The organism is Candidatus Palauibacter sp., assembly GCF_965237495.1.
Classification (GTDB): Bacteria; Gemmatimonadota; Gemmatimonadetes; order Palauibacterales; family Palauibacteraceae; genus Palauibacter.
Genome location: NZ_OZ250143.1, coordinates 2,007,504 through 2,021,553, shown reverse-complemented (window position 1 = coordinate 2,021,553; position 14,050 = coordinate 2,007,504). Strand labels below are relative to the sequence as shown.

Annotated in this window: 12 protein-coding genes; 2 read left to right on the top strand and 10 right to left on the bottom strand. The window is 68.9% G+C overall.

Going from position 1 to position 14,050, the window contains the following annotated elements:
• Window positions 1-111: 111 nt before the first annotated feature.
• A complete protein-coding gene (locus ACPXY0_RS08785) occupies window positions 112-1,884 on the top strand; it encodes an amidohydrolase (protein ID WP_423930348.1) in 1,773 nt (590 codons plus the stop codon).
• On the opposite strand, the gene ACPXY0_RS08780 is transcribed toward ACPXY0_RS08785, so the two are convergent.
• From ACPXY0_RS08780 to ACPXY0_RS08755, 6 genes are all read right to left on the bottom strand, one after another.
• On the bottom strand, window positions 1,881-2,981 hold the full coding sequence (locus ACPXY0_RS08780; protein ID WP_423930346.1) for a hypothetical protein: 1,101 nt from the start codon (window positions 2,979-2,981) through the stop codon (window positions 1,881-1,883). The two genes, ACPXY0_RS08785 and ACPXY0_RS08780, sit on opposite strands and share 4 nt — an antisense overlap.
• Before the next feature lie 18 nt (window positions 2,982-2,999).
• Window positions 3,000-3,734, bottom strand: coding sequence for a hypothetical protein (locus ACPXY0_RS08775; protein WP_423930344.1), 735 nt, complete (start codon window positions 3,732-3,734; stop codon window positions 3,000-3,002).
• Window positions 3,735-3,885: 151 nt separating this feature from the next.
• Window positions 3,886-5,721 carry a DUF4153 domain-containing protein gene (locus ACPXY0_RS08770; RefSeq protein ID WP_423930342.1) on the bottom strand — a complete coding sequence of 612 codons (1,836 nt, stop codon included), beginning with the start codon at window positions 5,719-5,721 and terminating at the stop codon, window positions 3,886-3,888.
• Window positions 5,718-6,884, bottom strand: coding sequence for a pyridoxal phosphate-dependent aminotransferase (locus tag ACPXY0_RS08765; RefSeq protein ID WP_423930340.1), 1,167 nt, complete (start codon window positions 6,882-6,884; stop codon window positions 5,718-5,720). Before ACPXY0_RS08765 ends, ACPXY0_RS08770 begins: the two co-directional genes overlap by 4 nt.
• Window positions 6,881-8,827 carry a cation:proton antiporter gene (locus ACPXY0_RS08760; RefSeq protein WP_423930338.1) on the bottom strand — a complete coding sequence of 649 codons (1,947 nt, stop codon included), beginning with the start codon at window positions 8,825-8,827 and terminating at the stop codon, window positions 6,881-6,883. The genes ACPXY0_RS08765 and ACPXY0_RS08760 overlap by 4 nt, the downstream gene beginning before the upstream one ends.
• A gap of 31 nt (window positions 8,828-8,858) precedes the next feature.
• Window positions 8,859-9,776, bottom strand: a complete 918-nt coding sequence (locus tag ACPXY0_RS08755) for a DUF3810 family protein (RefSeq protein ID WP_423930336.1) — start codon at window positions 9,774-9,776, stop codon at window positions 8,859-8,861.
• Window positions 9,777-9,915: 139 nt separating this feature from the next.
• Between ACPXY0_RS08755 and ACPXY0_RS08750 the strand changes: the two genes are divergently transcribed.
• On the top strand, window positions 9,916-10,467 hold the full coding sequence (locus ACPXY0_RS08750; RefSeq protein WP_423930334.1) for a hypothetical protein: 552 nt from the start codon (window positions 9,916-9,918) through the stop codon (window positions 10,465-10,467).
• A gap of 27 nt (window positions 10,468-10,494) precedes the next feature.
• On the opposite strand, the gene ACPXY0_RS08745 is transcribed toward ACPXY0_RS08750, so the two are convergent.
• Genes ACPXY0_RS08745 through ACPXY0_RS08730 form a run of 4 tightly spaced genes read right to left on the bottom strand, consistent with a single transcriptional unit; the run spans window position 10,495 to window position 13,855 of the window.
• Complete coding sequence (locus ACPXY0_RS08745) at window positions 10,495-12,153, bottom strand: hypothetical protein (protein ID WP_423930332.1); 1,659 nt, start codon at window positions 12,151-12,153, stop codon at window positions 10,495-10,497.
• A gap of 45 nt (window positions 12,154-12,198) precedes the next feature.
• The gene (gene folK / locus ACPXY0_RS08740) at window positions 12,199-12,702 is read right to left on the bottom strand and encodes a 2-amino-4-hydroxy-6-hydroxymethyldihydropteridine diphosphokinase (protein ID WP_423930330.1); all 504 of its coding nucleotides are present in this window, start codon (window positions 12,700-12,702) and stop codon (window positions 12,199-12,201) included.
• Window positions 12,699-13,070, bottom strand: coding sequence for a dihydroneopterin aldolase (gene folB / locus ACPXY0_RS08735; RefSeq protein WP_423930328.1), 372 nt, complete (start codon window positions 13,068-13,070; stop codon window positions 12,699-12,701). Before folB ends, folK begins: the two co-directional genes overlap by 4 nt.
• The gene (locus ACPXY0_RS08730; RefSeq protein WP_423930325.1) at window positions 13,070-13,855 is read right to left on the bottom strand and encodes an SDR family NAD(P)-dependent oxidoreductase; all 786 of its coding nucleotides are present in this window, start codon (window positions 13,853-13,855) and stop codon (window positions 13,070-13,072) included. The genes folB and ACPXY0_RS08730 overlap by 1 nt, the downstream gene beginning before the upstream one ends.
• Window positions 13,856-14,050: the final 195 nt, after the last annotated feature.

Genomic DNA, 14,050 nt, shown 5'->3' with positions numbered 1-14,050 from the left:
GAACGTACGCACGACGGCTTTGGACGGGAAAGTACGCAGTCAGCGTCGGTGCGACGCGCGCACGCGTTCGATATGATGACCCGTCACCTTCACTTCCGAGGTCAGGGTACCATGATTCGACGCACCGCATTTCCGCGCCGCTCCGTCTTCCCGCTTCTCCTCTTCGTCGCCGCGGCGTGCGCGACTGACGCCGGGGAGAGCCCCGAAGCGACCGGTGCCGACGTCTCCCCGCTGCCGGAGGGGGTCGCCGAACTCGTCCTCACCAATGGAAAGATCGCCACGCTCGACGGCCAGGACGCCGTGGTGAGTGCCCTCGCGGCCAGAGACGGACGGATCGCCGCGCTGGGCGCCGACGACGAGGTCGCTGACTGGGTTGGCGAGGGCACTCGGGTGATCGACCTCGGGGGGCGACTCGCGATTCCGGGCTTCATCGAGGGGCATGGCCACTTCATGGGCCTGGGGAATGCGCAGATGATCCTCGACCTGACGACCGCGGACACCTGGGACGACATCGTCGCCATGGTGGCCGAGGCGGCGGCGGACGCCGAGCCCGGGGTCTGGATCAGCGGCCGGGGGTGGCATCAGGAGAAGTGGAGCCGCCCGCCCGATCCGATGGTCGAGGGGCAGCCGGTGCACGAAGGCTTGAGCGCGGCGAGTCCGGACAATCCGGTGATTCTGACCCACGCGAGCGGCCACGCCTCCTTCGTCAACGGGCAGGCGCTGGAACTGGCCGGGATCGACGCCGACGCGCCCAATCCGCCCGGGGGCGAGATCGTCCACGACGCGGCGGGGCGTCCGACCGGCGTCCTGCGCGAGACGGCGCAGGGTCTGGCTCGGCGGGTCTTCAACGAGGAGGGGGCGGCGCGCTCGGAGGCCGAGCGTGAGGCCCGGGCGCGCGAACAGGTGCGCCTCGCCAACGAGGACCTGCTCCGCAAGGGGATCACGAGCTTCCAGGACGCCGGATCGGGCTTCGGGACGGTGGATCTGCTCAGGACCCTGGCCGATGAGGGTGCGCTGCCGGTCCGGATGTACGTGATGCTGCGGGGCGGGGCAGAGGCGCTCGCGGGGCGGCTCGACGAGTACCGCATGATCGGCTACGCGGACAACCGGCTCACGGTGCGGTCGATCAAGCAGGTCGTGGACGGGGCGCTCGGCTCGCACGGCGCGTGGCTCCTCCAGCCCTACGCGGACATGCCGTCATCGACCGGCCTCGCCACGACGACGCCCGAAGAGATCGAGCGCGTCGCGCGGCTGGCGATCGAGCGCGGCTACCAGGTCAACACGCACGCGATCGGGGACCGCGGCAACCGCGAGGTGCTCGACCTGTACGAGCGCACCTTCGCGGACCACCCGGACCGCAGCGACCTGCGCTGGCGGATCGAGCACGCGCAGCACATCGACCCGGCGGACATCCCGCGCTTCGCCGAGTTGGGCGTGATCGCCTCCATGCAGGGGATCCACGCCTGCTCCGACGGACCCTGGGTCATGCTGCGACTGGGCGAGGGCCGGGCGCGGTCGGGCGCCTACGTGTGGCAGGACCTGATGGGAGCCGGGGCGATCGTGACGAACGGCACGGACGTGCCCGTGGAGGACGCCGACCCGCTGGCGAGCTTCCACTGCACGGTCACGCGCCTCATCGAGGGCGGGTCGACGTTCTTCGAGGGCCAGGCGATGACGCGCGAGGATGCGCTCAAGTCGTACACGCGGGCGAACGCCTACGCCGCGTTCGAGGAGGACCTCAAGGGAACGCTGGAAGTCGGGAAGCTGGCCGACATCACCGTCCTGTCGCGGGACATCCTGACGATCCCCGCCGACGAGATCCTCCAGGCCGAGGTGGACTACACGATCGTCGATGGCCGCGTGGAGTACAGCCGGGCGAACTAGGGTCGCTCGCGGACCGCGCCGTGCTCGATCTGGCCGCGGATGACCCAGTCGTAGTCGGCCGCGAACAGCGCCTCGCGCGGATTCGCCGCGGGCCAGCCTCCAAACGGGATGAAGGCCCCGGCGACCGCCGCCATGCCACCGTCCTCGATCACTGAGTCGAACGGGTTCCAGTACTCGGCCGTGATGCGGTAGGTGTGCCCCGGGACGACGAGCGTCCCGACGCCGCGGCCCTGGTGCATGAGCATGGGGATGTCGACGATCCGTCCGCTCCCATCGACTCTCGGCCGTACGTCATACAGGACTTCGCCGGTGGTCAGGTTCCGGAACGTGAGCCGGGTCGCATGCGCGTGCAGGTGTCCGCCCAGCCCGATGATCAGCCCGCGGATGGCGGGGCTGGCGTCCCAGGACTTCGTCGAGCGTCCGGGCGGAAGGTCCCACGCCTTCGTGGCGGAGACCTCGGGGTACATGGCGTCTAGGTGGAACGGCGTCACGGGATACAGGGGCAGCGCTTCGTTCCGCTCGTACTCGAGCGTCAGATGGACGGTGACGCCCTCGTAGGCCTCCTCCGTCGGGTTGTGCAGCATGGTCAGCGCGAGGAAGGTCGCGCCCCCCCGCACGGGGAGACCGAACAGCCAGCCCGGCATGCGCACCGGTCGCGTTTCGTGGCTCGCGGCGAGCACCCTCAGCATGATCGGCAGGAAGAGTTCGCGTCGTCCGGGATCGAGGAGGTTCATGTGGTGCAGGACGACGCGCGGTACGGGCTCTCCGTCCGCGTCGAGGATATGGGTCCGGTAGCCGCGGATCGTCATGTCGAAGGGGAAGACGCCTTCCTGCACGGGAAGCTGCTCCATGTGGTGCGAGGAATGCGCGGGCAGATCGATCGGCCCCAACACGATGGCGATTTCCTTGCGCCCCGGATCGTCGACGACGCGGATGCTCTTCGTCGACGTGGTCGGCTTCGGCTGCTCCGTCGCCATGGCGTGGCCGGCGTGCGCCTCCTGGGCTACGGCTGGCGCCAGTCCGGGCAGGTTGACCGCGGCGAGGATCCCGACGATGGCGACCGGAGATCGGTGGCGGCGGGACTCCATATCGCTCAACACTGGCTCAACGCTGGATCAACGCGTGTCGGACGCTTCCAGATCCTCCAGCAGATCGAGCAGCTTCTCGAGCCACTTCCTGACCTTGTCCCGGTCGACGCTGGCGTCCAGCTCCACTGAGAGCTGCGGGTCGGAGCGTCCCGCCTCCGTGGCCGCGGCGCGTCCGTGCAGCACCCTGTGCAACTCCCCGTGCGGCGCTCTCGTGACGTCCAGCCGGATGGTCCCGGCGTCCAGCCAGATGGTCCCGGCGCCGAGCCCGACGTGCAGGCGCACATCCTCCCCGGAGTCCAGAGTCTGCGTCTGGTCGGTCCACAGCCGCTCACGGCGCTCCAGGGTCCGTGCCAGCCTGTCGTTCGGCCTGATCGTGATTCGCCCGCTTGGTGTGCGCAGGATCCGCTGCGTCCCGAGCCTCTGTTGAAGTCCCTCTTGAAGCCTCTCCAGAACATCGCGGCGGGGGTGCGCCCGGGCGTGCCCGAGCCGGTCGACGAACGCGCCCGCGGAGTGCTCGATCGCGCCATGCACTGCCCCGGCGGCATCGGCCGCTCGCCGGACCTGCGCCGCGGCGAGGCGTGGCGGAGCGGCTAGCGCGCCCGGCGGATCGAGGACTTCGAGGGCGTCCGCCACCAGTCCCATCGAGGCGCTGCTGATGCGGGCCGGTCCGGCCAGTTCGGTGAGGTGGGAGACGGCAGCCCAGGCATAGAGGAAGACGGCCCAGACGGCGAACGCGGCGACGGCTTGTCGGATCAGCTTCACGTCGAATACTCCGCTGCGGAAAAGTCGGCGACCCGGTGAATCTACGAATCCGCGCCGTAGCGAGTTTCGCCCTTCAATGTGACAGAACCCCGCCGCAAAGGGTTGTGTTCCCTCGGGCCCGGCTCCGGGCCGCCGGGGCCCGCACGGACGGCTACGGCTCGGGGTCTTCCTCGCGCCTGAACAGCACCGTACCCCTCACGCTGACGGGCCGATGTTCGTCGTCGGTCAGCCGGACGCGCAGCGTCGTGATCTGGATCCGGACCGTGACGCCCGCCTGGGTGAAATCAAGGTGCAGTGAGTCGGGCGGCAGTTCGACGCGTCCGGGCGCGGTCGAGATGCCCGACCGTGCCGCCCGGGCGATCAGCCCTGCGAAGGAGGCGGTCGCCAACTCCGTCTCGCCGAGACGGATCCTCGCGCCGAGGCTGTCCGCCGTGGCGTCGAACGCCAGCGTATCCCCCTCGATCATGCGTCGGCCGGTGAGGAGGTTCACGTCGAAGAGCGCACGATCGAAACCGCCCAGGGCGACGGCGGCGTCCCGACCCCCGGGGGGCGAGATCCCGGTGAAACCGCGGGGGTCCGGCAGCAACCCCTCCGCGGGTGCGAGGCCGAAATAGTCGGCGATGAGCGCGGCGCGCCGCCCGGCTTCGGCCCACGAGGAGGGCGCCGTTCCGTCCCCGATCGTGTCGATCGTGGCCACGCCCCCCTCGAACCAGCCGTCGATGCCGGCCGTCCCGTGCCAGCCCGCCAGGTAGTGCAGGATGTCGTTGATCTGGCGCCAGTCTTCGGCGGGGACCTCGACGGGAACCTCGGCCGCCGCCGGGGAGATCAGTCCCTCCCGCAGCACCCCGTGCGCGGCCAGCAGGCCCTCGAGCCGTCCGATCTGGCTGCGCTGCGAGACATCGTACGCGGACCAGGGGCCGACGAAGGTGAGGAGGCCGAGCACGGCCAGACTGAGCGGAATCCCCTTGATCTCGCGCGACCGCGACACCGCGTAGAAGAGGGCGGTGGCGCCCAGCCAGACCGCGAGGACGAACAGCAGGTAGCGGCGCTCGGTGATGCCGTACTGGCCGATCCGCTGCGTGATGGCGAGCAGCAACATGGCGACCGATGGGATGAGCGCGATCCAGAAGACCCGGGCGTACGTAGCGATCCAGGCGTGGCCCTCGCGGCCGCGCCGGGGGTGGACGAGGAGGAGCGAGAAGATGCCGAGAGTCGCGAGCGCCGAAACGAGATAGCCGATCCAGCCGCTTGGCCACGTGGTCGTGATCACCACGCGCCCGAGGTAGGCCGTGAGGATGACCAGGTACAGGGAGACGAGCGGAAGCAGCACATACTGCGCGAAGACGCGTAGCCCCGCCGGATAGTCATCCCGCCGCTCCAGCGGCTCGAGGTCACGCGGCACGCCCGCGAGAAAGAACCAGGTCTGAAAGACGAAGCCGAGGAAAAAGAGCAGTCGGGGATAGTTGAGATCGTCTATGTCGATCCCGAACAGATTGTCGATGCCGAGCATGGCGAGCGACAGCCCGCCGAACAGTACATACGTATAGATGCCGCCGAGACAGAACCGGAAGAACAGGGTTCGATTGAACTGCCAGAAGCCGTTCGGCTCGCGGACTCCGAGATAGGCGATGAACGCGACCATGAGGTGCAGCGTGACGCTGAAGTGGAAGTAGCGCATCCCCGTGACCGGCTCACTCCAGTTCGGCCAGCCCCAATAGAAGAGGAGGAGCACGGCGAGGCCCAGCGCGCGGAGCGCCCAGTGTCGGAGCGCTCCGAAGTTCCGGCGTTCTGCGAACAGCGTCAGGCCCGTGAGCAGGGGCAGTCCGAGGGTGGCCGCGGCGACGGGGCGCATGGCGTCCAGCGTGTCCGCTTCCACGGCCCTCATGGCGGCGATGGCGGCGACGACCCCGCAGACGAGGACGACCGGGAACCGCTGTGCCGTGGCCCAGGCCGCGGCGGCGAGGCGCTCGATCGAGGGCAGCTTCATACGCGGGCCCTCACGTTCACGAGGCGCTCGGCCGCCTGTTCGAGGACCTCTTCCGTCTTGCAGAACGCGAAACGCACCAGCTTCCGCCCGTCCGCGGGGTCGTGGAAGAAGCTGGCTCCGGGGACGGGCGCGACCCCGATCTCACGCGTGAGCCAGAAGGAAAACTCGTCGTCCGGCAGATCCGAGAGATCCGAGAAGTCCGCCAGCACGTAGTACGCGCCCTCCGGCTTCCGGCAGCGGAACCCCGCCTCCACCAGCGCGGGGTAGAAGAGGTCCCGCTTCGCGCCGTAGAAGTCGGACAACCCCTCGTAATACGAGGCGGGGAGCATCTCGAGCCCGGCGGCGACCCCCTCCTGGAGGGGCGCCGGGGCCCCCACGGTGAGGAAGTCGTGGACTTTCCGGATCGCGTCGGACAGCGCCGGGTGCGCGATGATCGTCCCGATCCGCCACCCCGTGATGGCGAAGGTCTTCGACGCGGCGCTGATGGTGATCGTCCGCTCCCGCATCCCCGGCAGCGTCGCCATGGGGATGTGCTGCGCGCCGTCGTAGAGGATGTGCTCGTACACCTCGTCCGTGATCGCGTAGGCGTCGAACTCCTGGCACAGGGCCCCGATCTTCTCCAGTTCCTCGCGCGTGAAGACGCGGCCGGTGGGGTTGTTCGGGGTGTTGACGATGATCGCGCGCGTCCGGTCGCTGAATGCGGCGCGCAGGCGATTGAAGTCGATCCGCCAGTCGCTCGCCGGCGGCACGAAGACGGGGGTCGCGTCGCAGAGCGTGGTGTCAGGGCCGTAGTTCTCGTAGAAGGGCTCGAACACGATGACCTCTTCGCCCGGATCCACCACGGCCAGCAGCACGGACATCATCGCCTCCGTCGCCCCGCAGGTCACGGTCAGGTGACGCTCCGGGTCCACGTCGAGGTCGTACCAATCGCCGTAGGCGGCGGCGAGCGCCTCGCGATAGCGCTTCGCGCCCCACGTGATCGCGTACTGGTTCACGTCGTCGTAGATCGCGCGCGCCGCTCCGATCTTGAGCGTGTCCGGCGACTCGAAGTCGGGGAAGCCCTGTGAGAGGTTGATCGCGCCGTGCTCGTTCGAGAGCCGGGTCATCATGCGGATGACGGACTCGGTGAAGCCGTGCGTCCGCCGAGCGGTATGTATCTTCATGAACTCCGTTCTTCCTCTTCTTCTTCTTCCGGGTTGGCGGAATCTTCCCCGGGGTTTTCCGTCCGTGTGGCGGAGGTCGGACGGTCCGGCCGTCGGAACCCGGAGCCTTCGAGCCGGGGCTCCACGAGTTCCTCATGATCGCGCAGCCAGCCGAACCAGACCACATCTCCCGACTTGAGGACAGTGTTCGTGGACACCGGCTGCTCGCGCCTCCCGCGCCGGTGGACGAGCGCAAGGGCGGGGAACTGGCGGTCGGCCAGCGCGTCCAGCTGCGTGACGCGCAGCCCCGGAGTGCCCTCGTAGATGAGCGGTTCGATCGCGACGCGGTCACGCCGGAAGTGGTGCGCCCAGCGCTCGTATTCGATTCCCGAACCGAACAGTACGGCGGCTTCGCTCTCGTCCACCTGCTCCGGGCCCACACCCGGGGTCAGCGGATCTATGGCGACCAGCCGGTCGACGCCCGGGGCGGCCTCCCCCACGCGTTTCGCGATCAGCAGGTTCACGCCTTCGTTCGGGGTGAGGGCGACGACGGCGCGTCGCGATTCGACCCCCGCCCTCACGAGGGTCCGCGGGTCGTGCGCGTTGCCGAGCACGACCCGGAACCCCTCACCCTCCGCGGCGCCCGCCTCGGTCGGATTGGTGTCGACGAGGACGATCGGAGCGTCGCCCGTTCGCGCTGCCCGGAGCGTACGCGCGAGGGCGCGTCCCACCGGATTGGCCCCTACCACGACGAACCCGTACCTGGACGGCTTCCGCACGCGCAGGAGTCCGGCCATGAGCCCGCCCGTCCCCCCGAGTACGACCACGGTGACGGCGATGACGAGGAACACCATCGCGCGGAGCTGATCTCCCTGTGCCTCCATCCCCATGTGCGCGAGTTCCGCCGCAAACAGGGACGACACGGCGAAGGCGACGATCCCGCGCGGTGCGAGCCAGACGAGGAAGGCCTGTTCGTTGCGCTCGAGTCCCGCTCCCCGCGTGCAGGCCAGGACGCAGAGCGGGCGGACGAGCACGACGAGCACGATGACGGTCACGATGCCCCCGGCGCCCAGCGCCCACACGTCGGCCAGGTCGACGGCGGCCGACAGCAGCACGAAGAGGAGGCCGACGAGCAGGTAGGTGAGTTGCTCCTTGAACTCAACGAGTTCGCGCGCGTGCCGCGGGCCCATGTTGCCGACCACAAGCCCCGCGATCGCCACGGTCATGATGCCGCTCTCCGGCAGGATGGCGTGCGAGGCCTGGTAGAGGGCGAGGACGCTCGCGAGGGTGAAGATGTTCCGCAGGTCGGACGGCACCGCCCGGCGCATCCTCAGGAGACCGCCGATGGCGACCCCGCCCGCGACCCCGATCACGAGCCCGAGCCCGAGCCGTCTGGGCAGGCCGAGAACGCCCGCCCCCACCTCGCCCGCGGTCGAGGCCAGCGCCACCTCGAAGGCGACCACCGCGAGAATGGCCCCGACCGGGTCGATGAGAACGCCTTCGGCTTCGAGGATCGTGCGCAGCTTGTTCCGGAGACGGATCCGCCGCGTGAGCGGGTTGATCACCGTGGGGCCCGTGACGGAGACCAGCGCGCCGAACAGCAGCGCGACCTGGAGACTCCAGCCCAGAGCGAGCATGGCCGTGACCGTGGCCCCGGCGATCGTGATCAGTGCCCCGAGCGTGATCAACCGGCGGATGACGAGCGCTTCGCGGCGCAGCCGGCCGATGTTGAGCTGAAGCGCGCCCTCGAACAGGATCACGGCCACCGCGAGCCCCACGATGGGGTTGAGGCCTTCGCCCAGCGTCTCGGGCCGCACGAGGTTCGCGAACTCCGGCCCCAGCAGGATGCCGGTCGCGAGCAGGAAGAGGATGCCGGGCACCCGCACGTGTCGAGCCACGGATTGCGCGACCACGCCCGCGGCGAGCGCGAGCGCGAACGTGAGGGCGGGATCCTGTAGGTTCACGGTGTGGGGGCCGCGGCTCCGCGGGTCGGCATCAGGTCACTTCCACCGGCTCCCGCTCGGTGGCGAGGAGGAAGTTCGTGAACCCCTCGTCGTAGTCGGAGAGGCCGTTCTGGCCGGTGAACTTCATCCGGGCATCATAGGCGTTCTTCATGATCGGCCCCACGACGCCGGCCAGCCCGCCCTCGTTCGGGTGACGCAGCTCGAAGGCCGCTCGCAACTCCTCACGCAGACCCGCGTCGACGAGCATCTCGTTGTACGTGGCGGCGTCCCGGTCGGCGAGCACCCATAGCTGACGGTCGAGCCGCTCGCAGAACGCGGATTGCTCGAGCACGGGTTCGCCGCAATCCGCCAGCGCCAGGTAGCCGAGGATCTGTGCCTCGACCTCCTTCAGGTACCCCTTCCGGTGACAGAACTCGTGCGCGATCACGTGCGGTTCGAACACACCCGAACTCCGGAAGATCGCGACATCGCCGGTCAACGGGTCCGCTGCCCCGAGGGCGAAGGGGAACACGATCTGCGCGAGCATGAAGTCCCGAACCTGCGTGCTCGTCTCGAGCCGTTGCCCCGTGAGTTCGGCCAGGAAATCGGTCAGCCGGAGGTCGACCTGCTCGGCCAGTTCCTTCCGGGGGGTCCGCATCGGGAGGTAGTTGTCGTTCAGGCGCGCCACGAGACGCTCGACATCCCCCAGGCGATCCTTCTCGGAGGCCGGGGGCGGGCGAAGCGGGTCGAACCCGAACGCCTCCTCGAAGTCCACCCGCCGGGCGTCCGCGCGGATCGCCCAGTCGATCGCCGCGCTCCCCGCGTACACGCCGAGCGCCGCCATCTGGAGGGCGCGGCCGGCCGGGCTCGCGCCGAAGAGAATCCTCGCCGCGAGAGGGGCCGCCAGAAGCAAATCCGAAGGCGCGATCGGGAGGTACGTCGCTATGTTGGGGATCCGGAGTCTGTCCATGGGCCCTTGTCCGCGAGTAGTGCACGAAAGTCCGGAATCCGGGGACGCGTGGCAACCGCATGGGGCGAAAGGGTGTCCGTGGGGCGTACGCGCGCCGACGCCCGCGCGCTCGCGAGTCCGTATAGAGAGGGAGGGGAGCATGCGTCGAAGCAGGTCGAGGTCGTTGCGAGTCGTGCCGGGGGTCGCGCTGGCGATCGCTCTCGGCGCTGTCCCGCTCGCGGGGCAGGAGATCAAGGTCGGGGGACAGGTCAGCTTCGGGGACGACGCGGACTTCGGACTCGGCCCGCGCGCGCAGGCGACCGTCCCCTGGGTCGCCCCGGGGGTGTGGGTCGCCGCTTCCTTCGACTACTTCTTTCCCGATTCGGGTCTGGGGGACCCCGGAGGCGACTACGACTACCGGGAACTCAACGTGAACGTGCTCGGGGACCTTTCGATCGCCCGCGTGACGAACCTCGTCCCGTACATCGGCGGTGGCGCGAACTTTGCCTGGCGGGAGGTCCCGTCCGGGTCCGATGGGAGGTCCGATGGGAGGTCCGATGAGGGCGAGGGAACCTCCGAAAGCCTCTTCGGCCTCAACCTCGCCGCCGGGTTCCGCTTTCCGCTCGTCGGATTCACCCCCTTCGTGGAACTGAGGTACGAACTGCGGGGGGGTGAACAACTCCTCATCGCCGGCGGTGTTCTCCTGCCCTGACTCTCACGGAAGGGACGGCGGGCGGGGTCAGAATCGCAGGCCGCCGCCGGCGCTGAAGGCCCATCTCGATGTCGCGGAGCCGGAGATCCCGCCGCCGAAGCGGTACCCCACGTTGAAGTTCGTCACCTGCGCGAACGAGGACAGCGGGGAGCCGCCGAACACGGTGACCCCGACGTTGCCCCCCAGCCTCGTGTCCTGGTCCGGGTACCAGGCCCCTCCGTAGTCGACGAACGCGCCCACCCCGAGTCCGAACAGGTTGGCGAAATTGTCGACGAGATAGGAGCGATGTTCGAGCGTCGCCTGGACCGTCCGGGTACCCACGAAGGCATGCGGTCCCCACAGGCGGGGGAGGATCTGGAAGCCGATGTCGTGCTCGGACCCTGGCCGGGGCGATTCCTGGACCCCTCCGATGGCGCGCAGGAACGTGGTGTTACGATCGGTGGAGCGCACCGCCGCCGTTCCGGAGCCGTAGACGTAGCCCGAATCGAGCCCCGCCGAGTTGAACAGGCCACCACCGTCGAGCAGACCCTTGAGAAGAGCCGATCCCGCGCGCGTACCCGAGGAAAGGAGGAGGCGGGCTCCCACTCCCGTCGACTCGTAGCCCAGGGCTTCATGGGCGAGCTTCGCCGAAAAGAACACGCGGTGACTGAGGTCCTGGTCCTCCTCCGCGAAGCCGTTGAAGCGTTCGACGCGCTCGAAGCGGGCACGCCGCCACTCCACGAACGCGCCGACCAGGCCGTAGACCGAGTCCGGAACCGTCGCATAGAGGCTGTCGACATCCACTTCGGGATTCTCCAGCCGCATGTGCTCCTCGTGGCGGACCTCCAGCGTGGCCCCCACGCGCACGAACCCGCGTGCGCTGGCGATCGGGGCGAGTGTGCCCGTGAACCGGTTGATCAGCGCGCGTCGCCGCCATTCGATCGTCTGGAGTGAGTCCGGGCGGTCTCGAACGTACTGTGGGATCCGCCCCTGGAAGCTCCGTCCCTCGTAGTAGAAGGCTGAGCGATCCGAGAGAGAGCGGAAGGGGTTCGAGACTCTCCACACGACGACGTCGCGATCCGACAGGTTCAGCCAGGTTCCGCTGACCGATAGCCGCGTCAACCCCACCCGGTTCGACGTGAGCCGGAGGTCCATGCCGTCGCGGTCGGTCTCCCTCACGTACCACGCCCGCATCGAGTTGCCGGTGCCCCCGAGGTTGACCTCGGTGACCCCGAAGGTGCCGGTCAACGTGCCATCCGAAGCGAGGCGTCCCGTGAAGCGCGGCTGCAGACTCCACGCATCCCGTGTTCCCACCCTCAAGGCGCGCTTCCCGTCGACCTGCACCGAATCCACGCGGACGCGGGCGAAGAGGCCGAGGCGGCGGAGGTTGCGCTCGCTCTCGGCGGCCAGCAGGGAATCGTACGGCGCCCCGGGTCCGAGGAGCAGTTCGCGGCGGATGACCCACAGCTGCGTCGTCGCGTGCAGACCGTTTCCGATCCGGTAGATGATATTGTTGGCCGCTTCTTCGGGCGCAAAAATGTCCCGGCGAGTGATGATGACGGTGTCGATGATCGTGCTCGCGGCGTCGGCCGCACTCCCGGGTGGCGAGACCTGCGCCCGTACTTCGGACGCCAGGAGGAGGCCCAGCAGAGGAAGGACTCGGGCGACGTTCTTGCCCCGCACGGGTGCGGGATGAATACCCCTCACCGGGGGGCCTCGGACAGGATCATGGGGCCGGAAAGTACAGCGGCTCTAGGATCGCGGCCACCGCACATCATCGCGTCTCGCAATCCCTTGTTCGTGCCGGAAACGGGCGGCGATTTCGCCCAGCGTCACCCCCTCGGTCGGGTGCCGGAATCCCGGCGCCACATCCGCGAGCGGCAGCGCCAGGTGCGCCCGCGTGAGGATCTCCGGATCAGGCAGGCGCAGGTCGTCATCATCGATGACGAGCCCCTCTACGGCCGCGATGTCGATGTCGATCGTTCGGGGCGCGTTTCGATCGGATGTCCGGACTCTGCCCAGACGCCGCTCCAGCGGGCGGATCACGCCGAACTTCAAGTCGCCTGGGGAGCGCTCGGTCGTGAGGCGCACGGCCGCGTTCAGAAAGCGGGGCGTCTCGGGGCTTCCGACCGCATCGGCCTCGTAGATCGGCGACAGCGCCTCAATGCCGAGCAACGCGTCGAGCGCGTCCAGGGCTTCGACCATATGGCGCTCCGGATCGATGTTCGAGCCCAGAGCGAGGAGAACGGTCTTCACGCGTAGTCCGACGCCGAGCGCTCGATTTCAATCCCCACCGATCGGGCGTATCGCAGGGCGCCGGGCTTTTCCACGCGCACCCTCGCGCGTTCCGCCCCGCAGTCCACGATCGCGATCCGCGCCAACTGGTGCGCGAGAGCCTCCACCAGATACGGCTCGGCCGTCTCGATGTGGGAGATCACGCGCTTCGCGAGCGTTCGATAGTTGAGCACGTGCTCGACGTCGTCCGACTCGCCGGCGTTCCGGGCATCCACGGACAGCGACATGTTGATCACGATGTCCTGTTTCTTCTCGCGTTCCCAGTCGTTGACTCCGATGATCCCCCTGACGAGGAGATCCCGGATGATGATGGTGTCGGACGCCGTCATCAGCCTCTTCCTCCCGGTAGCAGGTGCTCGCCGCCATCCACGTGGATCGTCGCTCCCGTCACGTAATCGTTCTCGGCCAGAAACACTGCCGCGTGCGCGACATGCGCCGCGTCGCCCGTGCGCTCGAGAGGGACCCGGAGACCCTTCTGCCGCCACCCCGGATCGTCCGCCATCTCACCCGCGGGCGGCAGGATCGGGCCGGGTACGATGACATTTACGCGCACGTCGGGGCCGAGTTCCCTCGCGGTCGTCGCCGTCAGGTGGACGAGCCCCGCCTTGCTCACGCCGTGAGCGGTGTAGCCCCTCCAGGCGGCGACGCCAGCCATGTCCGACATGTTGAGTATGACACCGGGCGCCTGAAGTTCCCCTCGGCTGCCGGGACGGCCCGCGACCGCACGCATTCGGCGGGCGGCGCGCTGCGCCATGAGAAAGGGAGCGCGGAGGTTCAGCGCCTGGACGGCATCCCAGTCCGCCACCGTCGTTTCGTCGAACGGGGTGCGCTCGAAGCTGGCTGCCGAATTTACCAGGATGTCCAGGCGCCCGAAGGATGCGTCGAACGCTTCGAACAGGCGGTCGATCTGTGCCGGGTCGGTGAGATCCGCGGCGGCGGTCGAGGCCCGGCGGCCCAGGGCTCGTACTTCGCCTGCCGTTCGCCGGGCGGCCTCTGCCGAGGTGCCGTAGTGGATGAAGAGGTCGCAGCCCGCCTCTGCAAGGCCCAGCGTCAACGCGCGTCCCAGCCGGCGGGCGCCACCCGTCACGAGCGCGACGGTACCCTCGAGCTTCACGTCGTCTCTCTCCCCGAATGAACATCGGTGCGCAATGAACTCCGCCGGGAATGTACACGGTCGCCGCGCCGGCGGGGCCCATTGCACCCGGACGCCGCGCGCGCCCCATTGCGGCGACGCGGAGGTGACGGGTGAAAGCGATCTGGTACGAGACGACGGGTCCCGCGCGAGAGGTGCTGCGGTTCTGGGAACTGG